The 8,469-nt window shown below is 64.7% G+C and carries 6 protein-coding genes; 5 read left to right on the forward strand and 1 reads right to left on the reverse strand.

The features are described 5' to 3' along the window. Positions 1 to 59 precede the first annotated feature (59 nt). Positions 60 to 476 carry an ISAs1 family transposase gene (locus EAV90_RS38530; protein ID WP_245509734.1) on the forward strand — a complete coding sequence of 139 codons (417 nt, stop codon included), beginning with the start codon at positions 60 to 62 and terminating at the stop codon, positions 474 to 476. A gap of 122 nt (positions 477 to 598) precedes the next feature. Here the strand turns inward: EAV90_RS38530 and EAV90_RS38535 are convergent, their stop codons facing one another. Continuing rightward, on the reverse strand, positions 599 to 1,447 hold the full coding sequence (locus EAV90_RS38535) for a caspase family protein (RefSeq protein ID WP_122400462.1): 849 nt from the start codon (positions 1,445 to 1,447) through the stop codon (positions 599 to 601). Positions 1,448 to 1,868: 421 nt separating this feature from the next. On the opposite strand from EAV90_RS38535, the gene EAV90_RS38540 reads away from it, so the two are divergent. The 4 genes from EAV90_RS38540 (at position 1,869) to EAV90_RS38555 (ending at position 8,290) form a co-directional block, all read left to right on the forward strand. Further along, entirely contained in the window at positions 1,869 to 3,596 is a 1,728-nt protein-coding gene (locus tag EAV90_RS38540; RefSeq protein ID WP_129146412.1) for a hypothetical protein, read from the forward strand. 296 nt (positions 3,597 to 3,892) lie between these two features. Next, complete coding sequence (locus EAV90_RS38545; protein WP_129146413.1) at positions 3,893 to 4,615, forward strand: thermonuclease family protein; 723 nt, start codon at positions 3,893 to 3,895, stop codon at positions 4,613 to 4,615. Between the two features lie 186 nt (positions 4,616 to 4,801). After that, entirely contained in the window at positions 4,802 to 5,989 is a 1,188-nt protein-coding gene (locus EAV90_RS38550) for a pyridoxal-phosphate-dependent aminotransferase family protein (RefSeq protein WP_122400459.1), read from the forward strand. 198 nt (positions 5,990 to 6,187) lie between these two features. Continuing rightward, the gene (locus EAV90_RS38555; protein WP_129146414.1) at positions 6,188 to 8,290 is read left to right on the forward strand and encodes a S9 family peptidase; all 2,103 of its coding nucleotides are present in this window, start codon (positions 6,188 to 6,190) and stop codon (positions 8,288 to 8,290) included. Positions 8,291 to 8,469 lie beyond the last annotated feature (179 nt).

Consider the following 8,469-nt stretch of genomic DNA (forward strand, 5'->3'; position numbering starts at 1 on the left):
GAGCCACCGCCCACGGCCGCGTCGAACGCCGACAGGCCATCGTCGCGCCGGCTCCTCAGTTGGCGAAACAATACGACTTCCCCGCTATCGCCGCAATCGGTCGCATCGACAGTTGGCGCGCCAACTCTGGCAAGGCTGTCAAACACACGGTCCGATACTTCCTCGCCTCGCGCTTGCTGTCGGCCAAAAAACTGCTCGAGGTCGTGCGTGCCCACTGGAGCATCGAGAACAACCTGCACTGGGTCCTCGACGTCCTGTTCGACGAGGATGCCTGCCGCAGCCGCAAGGATCACGCCGCCGAAAATCTCGCCCTCATCCGCAAGCTGGCCATCAATACCCTGCAGGCAACGCCCGGTCCTGCCCGCATCAGCCACAAAATGCTCCAAGCCAGATGGAATAATGACTTCCTTCTCTCCGCCCTCGCCATCTGCGATAACCCTACCTGGAGGGGGAGGGTCGCTTCGCATGAAGCGTAGCGAAATGCGAAGCGGGGTGGGGTGACAGTCTATCCATTGAAGCGGTGCCCGAGTGGAGAGATCACCCCACCCCGCTCGCGCTTCGCGCGATCGACCCTCCCCCTCCAGGGGAGGGTAAGAAACTAACCGCCGGCTTCGCCGAAATGGACGTCTTCGAGCAACGATGACGACACGGTCGGGACCTGGTCGCCTTCTGAGGCGCGGGAGATGGCGAGGCGGGTCTTGTTGAAGATGCTCTCGGCGCTGCCCGGCTTGCTGAGATTGTTGAGGAACTCGCTGACCAGCACGCTGTGCTCGCCCTTGCCGTCATCGACGACCTTGCCGGGCGAGGCGGAGGTGAGGATCAGCGCATTGTCGGACGCGCTGATCGGCGCGAGGCCGTGGCTGTAGGAGCGGAAGCGGCGCTCGTAAGGGTTACGCCGGGAGGCGTCGACCACGACGAGCTTGGCCTTGGCGCCCTGCTCCTTCATCATCTCGAGCACGCCGTCGATGGAGACGCCATGGCGGCGGACGTCGCTTTCCTTCCAGATCACGGCATCGACCGGCAGCATGTAGCTCTCGCGTCCCGCTTGCACGCCGTAGCCGCCGAAGAACAGCATGACGACGCTGTCGTGCGTGATCCGGGACTTCAGGCGGCCCACGGCGCGGACCATGTCGTCCTTGGTCGCGTCTTCCACCATGTCGACGTCAAAGCCGTTCTTGCGCAGGGACGAGGATAGCGCCCGGGCGTCGTTGATGGACTGCGTCAGCGGCGCGTTGGCGTCGGGATAATGTCCATTGCCGATGACGAGCGCGAGACGCGAGCTCTGGCCGATCGAACCGGTGATCTGTTCGGTGGTCACAGCCTTGGCGGCATCGATCGCACGCATGTTGAGAGCAGCATGGGCGCCGATCGCGAGCGACACCGTGCCGACGAGGGCTGCGGCGAGGGCGATCGTACGTCGGGAAAGGTCGAGCTGCTTTACATTCATCTCGGTTCGTTTCCTGTGCCAAAGTCCAGCCAAGCGCGCGCACACTGTTTGAGTAGCGCGATAGCGGCTTTGGGTTTGAGGGATTGGCCGGGGAAGTGCCCCCGAATTGCGCGCAATTTGCGGCGCCGCACCAAACAAACCCTTAACCGCATATAGGCCCTGGGGCAATAGATTGCTCAAAATTTGAGCTAAGCGTCTGAATATATTGGTTAATCCTCCAGACCAAGTTCATGCATTCTTGGCTCCCCCGTAGCCTTCCGGACGCTCCTCATGCAGCCTTCGTGCCGGCCCTTTCTGTGACGCCTATCACATTTGTATTTTCCGCGAATCCGGGTAGCCTTTTCAACGACTTGCAGGGGGTGGTGTGCGAACGGCTGCGCGCTCGCCGGCCCCGGCCGGGCCCCCCGCGACCAGGTATTTCATGAGCTTTCATTATTTTGCCGGCGCCGCCTGCCGGGCGCTGACGGCGCGGAAGGACGGCCCCTCACTTTACGACGTCTGCGATCCCGTATTGTCCGATGCGGCCGGTGGCGATCCTCATCTGGCCAAATTCTACCAGACCGCACTTGGCAATCCCGCGCTGCGGATACTGCTCCGCCGCGCCGGCCTGCCCGAGCTGCGCGACGAAGCCAAGCTGAGCCGGCTGCGCGAGGCGCTCACCCGCGCCCGCGACGAGGTCGAGCCAGACTGGGCGGCGGTCGGACGGCCGATCGCCGATCTCGTCGACAGCATCGCGCTCGACCATCCCAAGCCGCCGCCGGTGCCGTTCAACGCCGCCCTGCCGCAGGGCGCACAGATCGACGGCGCGATCCGCGACTGCGCGCAGCATCTGCTCGGCTCGTACCGCCGCAATGGTTTCCTGCCGACCTATGCCGCCTTCAACCTGATCGGCGACCCCGATTTTCGCGGACGTGAGCTGATCATGGCGCTCACGGGGCTGAACGCACGCGGGTACAAGAATTCCTCGCTGCTGTTCAACCTCGCCCGCGTCTTCATCGCGCGCTCGCCCGCGCGCGCCGTGGTCAATCCGCCCTGGAAAGGCATTGCCGAGCCGATGTGGGAGCCGGTGCAGATCCGCCACCGCTCCGCCTATTACGACGCGTTCTTCATCGAGGCGCTGCTGAGTTATGTCGAGACCGGGCTCGCCTCGCCGGCCGACAAGATCGCGGCAGAGCGCGCCATCGCAGACATGGTCGATTTCTGCGTCAACATCAGCCGCGAGGAGGTCGAGGGCATCGATGGCGCGCGCTTCAACGTCATCACCGCGCTGGCGCCGGCGCCGCATCCACGGTTCTCCCGCTACTTCGCGCAAATCAAGCAGGATCTCGGCTTCGGAATCTACGTGCCGGATTGCGACACCACGGCCTGCTCGATCTCCGCGGCGACGCAGGCCGGCTGCACCGATCCCATCATCGACCAGCCGCTCCTGGATTTCTACTCGGGCTATCAGGTGCGCGCCGGCGTCAACACGCCGCGCGTGACCGTGCCGCTCAACGACAATATCGACTATGAGGGCGGGGTTGCGACCTGGATCGACAATCTCGCGGGCGAGCGCCCTTACGGCAACGACCTCGATCCGACGCTCAATCTCGACATTCTCGAGGTCAGCTTTCGCAACCTCGCACGCTGGAAGATCCTGGAGACGCCGGCGCGGCTCGCAACCGTGCATCGGATCATCGGCTTCCAGAAGCGCCTGGCGGCGAGCGGCGCCTTCGCCAATCCGCGCTCGCATATCTATTATTTGCCGGAACTCTACAGCGCCTATTTCGGCCGCTGCTATGCCGCCTTCCTGGCACTGCCGCTGTCGGCACAGGCGGCGATCGATCCCGGCGGCGATTTCGATTTCATCCGCCACCGCGTGCTGTCCTACGTCAAGGGCGAGCTGATGGCCGCCGAGATGAACGTGTTCGACGCCGCGCTGGCGCTGATCGCGCTCGGCCATCTCGGCGCCGACCCGCGCTCCTTCGCGCCCGCCTTGAACGTCATCATCGCGAGCCTCGGCGAAGGCGGCCGCCGCGGCCCGTTCCGCGCCTATGAATGGAATAAGATGAAGACGCCGACGCGGATTCTGGTGGGCGGACCGGAGGTGACCTCGGCGTTCGTGCTGATGGCACTGGCAGCGGCGAAAAGGGCGATGGCGCGGGGGTGATGTGTCCTTCCTCCCCTGGAGGGGGAGGGTCGATCGCGCGTAGCGCGAGCGGGGTGGGGTGACGGTCTCTCCGCGACGAACAGTGCCCGAGTGGAGAGATCACCCCACCCCGTCATGCAATCTCGCTTCGCTCGATAGCATGCCGACCCTCCCCTCCAGGGACCCTCCAGGGGAGGGTAAGAAGCCGACAATGACGGGAAGTTGAAAGTCCTCCTGTCAGGCAAACGCTGGCCGAGCGGCCAAAAGCCGACCACAATTGCGCCGTCTATCGAGATTTTCATCACACCCGGACAGGCATGTTACGAAGATTCCTGATTGCGCTTGCTTTCCTCGCCCCCTCGCTCGCGCACGCTGCCGATATCACCGGCACGGCAAAGGTCCGCGCCGGCGATGCCGTGGTGATCGGCAACACGCGCATCCGGCTCGGCGGCATCGACGCGCCCTCAGTCGATCAGCTCTGTCTCAACACCAAGAGCGAGCGCTGGACCTGCGGCGTCGCGGCCCGCGACGAGCTCGCCAAATACGCCGAGGGCAAGACCTGGGTCTGCCACACCCGCGCGATCGACCGGCGCGGGCGCACCGTGGCTCGCTGCGAGGTCGGCGGCGAGGACATCCAGAAATGGCTGGTGCGCAGCGGCTGGGCACTGGCTTACACCCACATGTCGCGGGATTATGAGGCGGATGAAAAGGCCGCGCGCGAGGCCAAGGCCGGGATGTGGCAGGGCGCCTTCATCGCGCCCTGGGACTGGCGCGTCCGCAACAAGAAGACCGCCATCCTCGGGGCCACCGCGCCGCCGGAGGGAGCGCATGCGGTGCTGCTCGCGTCGGCCTCGGGGCCGGTCGCGCCCTCGCCGGACTGCACCATCAAGGGCAATGTGAACAGCGCCGGCGAATGCATCTATCACCAGCCGACCAGCCGCTGGTACGCCCAGATCAAGATGAAGATCAGCAAGGGCACCCGCTGGTTCTGCTCGGTCGAGGAGGCGGAGGCCGCCGGCTGCCGCGAGACGAAGCGATAGAGCATGGTCCGGACCCGAAGGGCCGCGTTGGCGCAAAATGTGAAGCGGCTTTCCGACGAGACCATGCTCAAAGCAAAAAACCACGCCAGACCTGCGTTTTACGCGCTTTTCTCACACGCCGCCGCCGCGTAAAGGTATGATTCAGCGACCCACCATCCTGTTCTCAAGCAACAAGGACCGACAGCAATGACCGTTCGCGCGGGCCGGGAGTTTCTGGCCATCCCCGGGCCCACCACGATGCCCGACGAGGTGCTGCGGGCGATGCACCGTCCGGCGATCGACATCTACTCCAAGCAGATGCTCGACCTGACAGAGAGCCTGCTCAGCGACATCTCGAAACTGTTTGCGACCAAGGGCAAATCCTACATCTACATCGCCAACGGTCACGGCGCCTGGGAAGCGGCGCTGAGCAACGTACTGTCGCGCGGCGACAAGGTGCTGGTGCTGGAAAGCGGGCGCTTTGCGATCGGCTGGGGCAATGCGGCGGCGCTGATGGGTGCCGAGGTCGAGGTGCTCAAGGGCGACTGGCGCCGCGCGGTGCGGCCGCACGAGGTCGAGGAACGCCTGCGCCGCGACAAGGAGCACAAGATCAAGGCCGTCGTCGTCGTCCAGGTCGACACGGCCAGCGGCGTGCAGAACGATATCGAGGCGATCGGCAAGGCGATCAAGGCGAGCGGCCATCCCGCGCTCTACATGGTCGACACCGTCGCCTCGCTCGGCTGCATGCCGTTCGAGATGGACAAATGGGGCGTCGACGTCGCGATGTCCGGCTCGCAGAAGGGCCTGATGACGCCGCCAGGTCTCGGCTTCGTCGCCGCCAACGCGCGCGCGCTCGAGGTGCACAAGAAGGCCAACATGTCGACGCCCTATTGGAGCTGGAGCGAGCGCGAGGGCACCGAGAATTATCGCAAATATGCCGGCACCGCGCCGGTGCATCTGTTGTTCGCGCTGCGCCAGGCGATCGACCTGCTATACGAGGAAGGGCTTGAAAGCGCCTTCCGCCGCCACAGCCTGCTCGGCGAAGCTGCGCGCCGCGCGGTCTCCGTCTGGTCGGAAGGCCAGGTGCTCGGCTTCAACGTGGCCGAGGCCAGCGAGCGCTCCAACACCGTGACCACGGTCACCATGAGCAACGGCCATGACCCGGCCGTGCTGCAACGCTATTGCAAGGACAAATGCGGTGTCGTGCTCGGCACCGGCATCGGCGATCTCTCGGGACAAGCCTTCCGCATCGCCCATATGGGCCACGTCAACGCGCCGATGCTGCTCGGCACGCTCGGTGTGATCGAGGTCGGGCTGAACGCGCTGAGTATCCCGCACGGCAAGGGCGGGCTCGAGGCGGCGGTGTCGTATCTCGGCGAAGAGGTGGCGGCGTAGCTTCATCCCTGCCCGCTTGCGGCAGCGCGATCGCATCTATCGAGAGTCGCGGACAGCTCGCTCACAGCGCATGCTTCGAGGCGCCCGCCGATGGCGGGCCCTCAGGTCGGAGCGGGAGCGCGAGGCAGCAGCCTTCTTTAAATTCCCCACATTCGATCTGATATAGAGGCAAGACACATCCCAGCTCCGAGGATCGACTTGCCCAACACCGCCAGCAAGACCCCGCCCGTCGCCCCGCGCCGGCCGCATTCATTCACCCGGCACGGCATCACCGTGACCGACGACTATGCCTGGCTGAAGGACGAGAAATGGCAGGAGGTGCTGCGCGATCCCAAGGTGCTCGATCCCGACATCCGCAAATATCTGGATGAGGAGAACGGCTACACCGAGAGCCTGCTCGGCCATACCGCGGCGCTGCAGAAGACGCTGGTGGGCGAGATGCGGGGGCGGATCAAGGAGGACGATTCCAGCGTGCCGTCGCCGGACGGGCCCTTTGCCTATTTTCGCCGGTTTCGCGAGGGCGGGCAGCACGAGCTGTTCGGCCGCATGCCACGCGACGGCGGCGAGGGCGAGATCGTGCTCGATGGCGATGCGCTCGCCAAGGACCACAAATATTTCAAGTTCGGCGGCAGCCGCCACTCGTACGATCACAAGCTGCAGGCCTGGAGCGCGGACACAAAAGGTTCGGAGTATTTTTCGATCCGCGTGCGTGACTGGGCGACGGGAAAAGATCTCGACGATCTCGTCGAAGAGACCGACGGCGGCGTGGTCTGGGCCGCGGACTGCAAGAGCTTCTTCTATGTGAAGCTCGATGACAATCATCGGCCGATGCAGGTGTGGCGGCACAGGCTCGGCACCAAGCAGGCCGACGATACGCTGGTCTATGAGGAGCAGGATGCCGGCTGGTTCACCCATCTGCACGAGAGCACCAGCGGCCGCTTCTGCGTCATCGCCGGCGGCGATCACGAGACGAGCGAGCAGCGGCTGATCGATCTCGCCAAGCCCGAAGCGCCGCCGCGCCTCGTCGCAGCGCGCGAGGAAGGCGTGCAATATTCGATCGCCGACCGCGGCGACGAACTGTTCATCCTCACCAATGCCGACGATGCCATCGAGTTCAAGATCGTCACCGCGCCGCTCAGCTCACCCGAGCGCAAGAACTGGCGCGATCTGATCCCATATCGCCCCGGCATCTACATCATCGACCTCGATCTCTATGCCGGCCATCTGGTGCGGCTCGAGCGCGCGCATGCGCTGCCGGCGATCGTGATCCGCGATCTCGCTGGCGGGGAAGAGCACGCCATCGCTTTCGACGAGGCCGCCTATTCGCTCGACACGATGGGCTCTTACGAATTCGAGACGACGAATTTGCGATTTACCTATTCGTCGATGACGACGCCATCGGAGGTCTACGACTACGACATGGCGAGACGAACGCGCGTGCTGCGCAAGCGGCAGGAGATTCCGTCAGGCCACAACGTTGCCGACTACGTCACCACGCGCATCATGGCGAAGGCGCATGACGGCGCCGAGGTGCCGGTCTCGATCCTCCATCGCCGCGGGATCGAGCTCGACGGCTCGGCACCGCTGCTGCTCTACGGCTACGGCTCCTACGGCATGGCGATGCCGGCCTCGTTCAGCGCCAACCGCCTGTCGCTGGTGGACCGCGGCTTCGTCTACGCCATCGCCCATATCCGCGGGGGCGCCGACAAGGGCTGGAGCTGGTATCTCGACGGCAAGCGCGAGAAGAAGACGAACAGCTTCGACGATTTTGCCGCGAGCGCGCGAGCTCTGATCGAGGCGAAATATACCAGTGCCAGGCGGATCGTCGGCCATGGCGGATCGGCCGGCGGCATGCTGATGGGTGCGGTCGCCAACCGCGCCGGCGAATTGTTCGCCGGCATCGTTGCCGAGGTCCCGTTCGTCGACGTGCTCAACACCATGCTCGACGACACGCTGCCGCTGACGCCGCCGGAATGGCCGGAATGGGGCAACCCGATCGAAAGCGAGAAGGATTTTCGCACCATCCTGTCCTACTCGCCCTACGACAATGTCGCGGCAAAGGACTATCCGGCGATCCTGGCAATGGGCGGGCTGACCGATCCGCGCGTCACCTACTGGGAGCCAGCGAAATGGATCGCGCGCCTGCGCGCCACCATGACCGGCGGCGGCCCGGTTCTCCTGCGCACCAATATGGGCGCCGGCCACGGCGGCGCCTCGGGACGGTTCGAGCGGCTCGACGAGGTCGCGATCGTGTACGCGTTCGCGCTGTGGGCAGTGGGGATGGCGGCGGCTGGGGTGTAGCCACACCCACCGCCGTCGTCCCGGCCAGTGCGCAATTGCGCGCGGGGGGCCGGAACTAGCACTACTTTGGCAGATTGTTGATTTTGGCGCGTTTTATAGGATTCCCGAATCAATTTTTCAATGATTCATGGGTGGTCGGCTCTTGGAGGGCTGACCATGCTGGGATGGGAAGACGAACT

The sequence above is a fragment of the Bradyrhizobium vignae genome (assembly GCF_004114425.1).
In the GTDB taxonomy this organism is placed as follows: Bacteria; Pseudomonadota; Alphaproteobacteria; order Rhizobiales; family Xanthobacteraceae; genus Bradyrhizobium; species Bradyrhizobium vignae.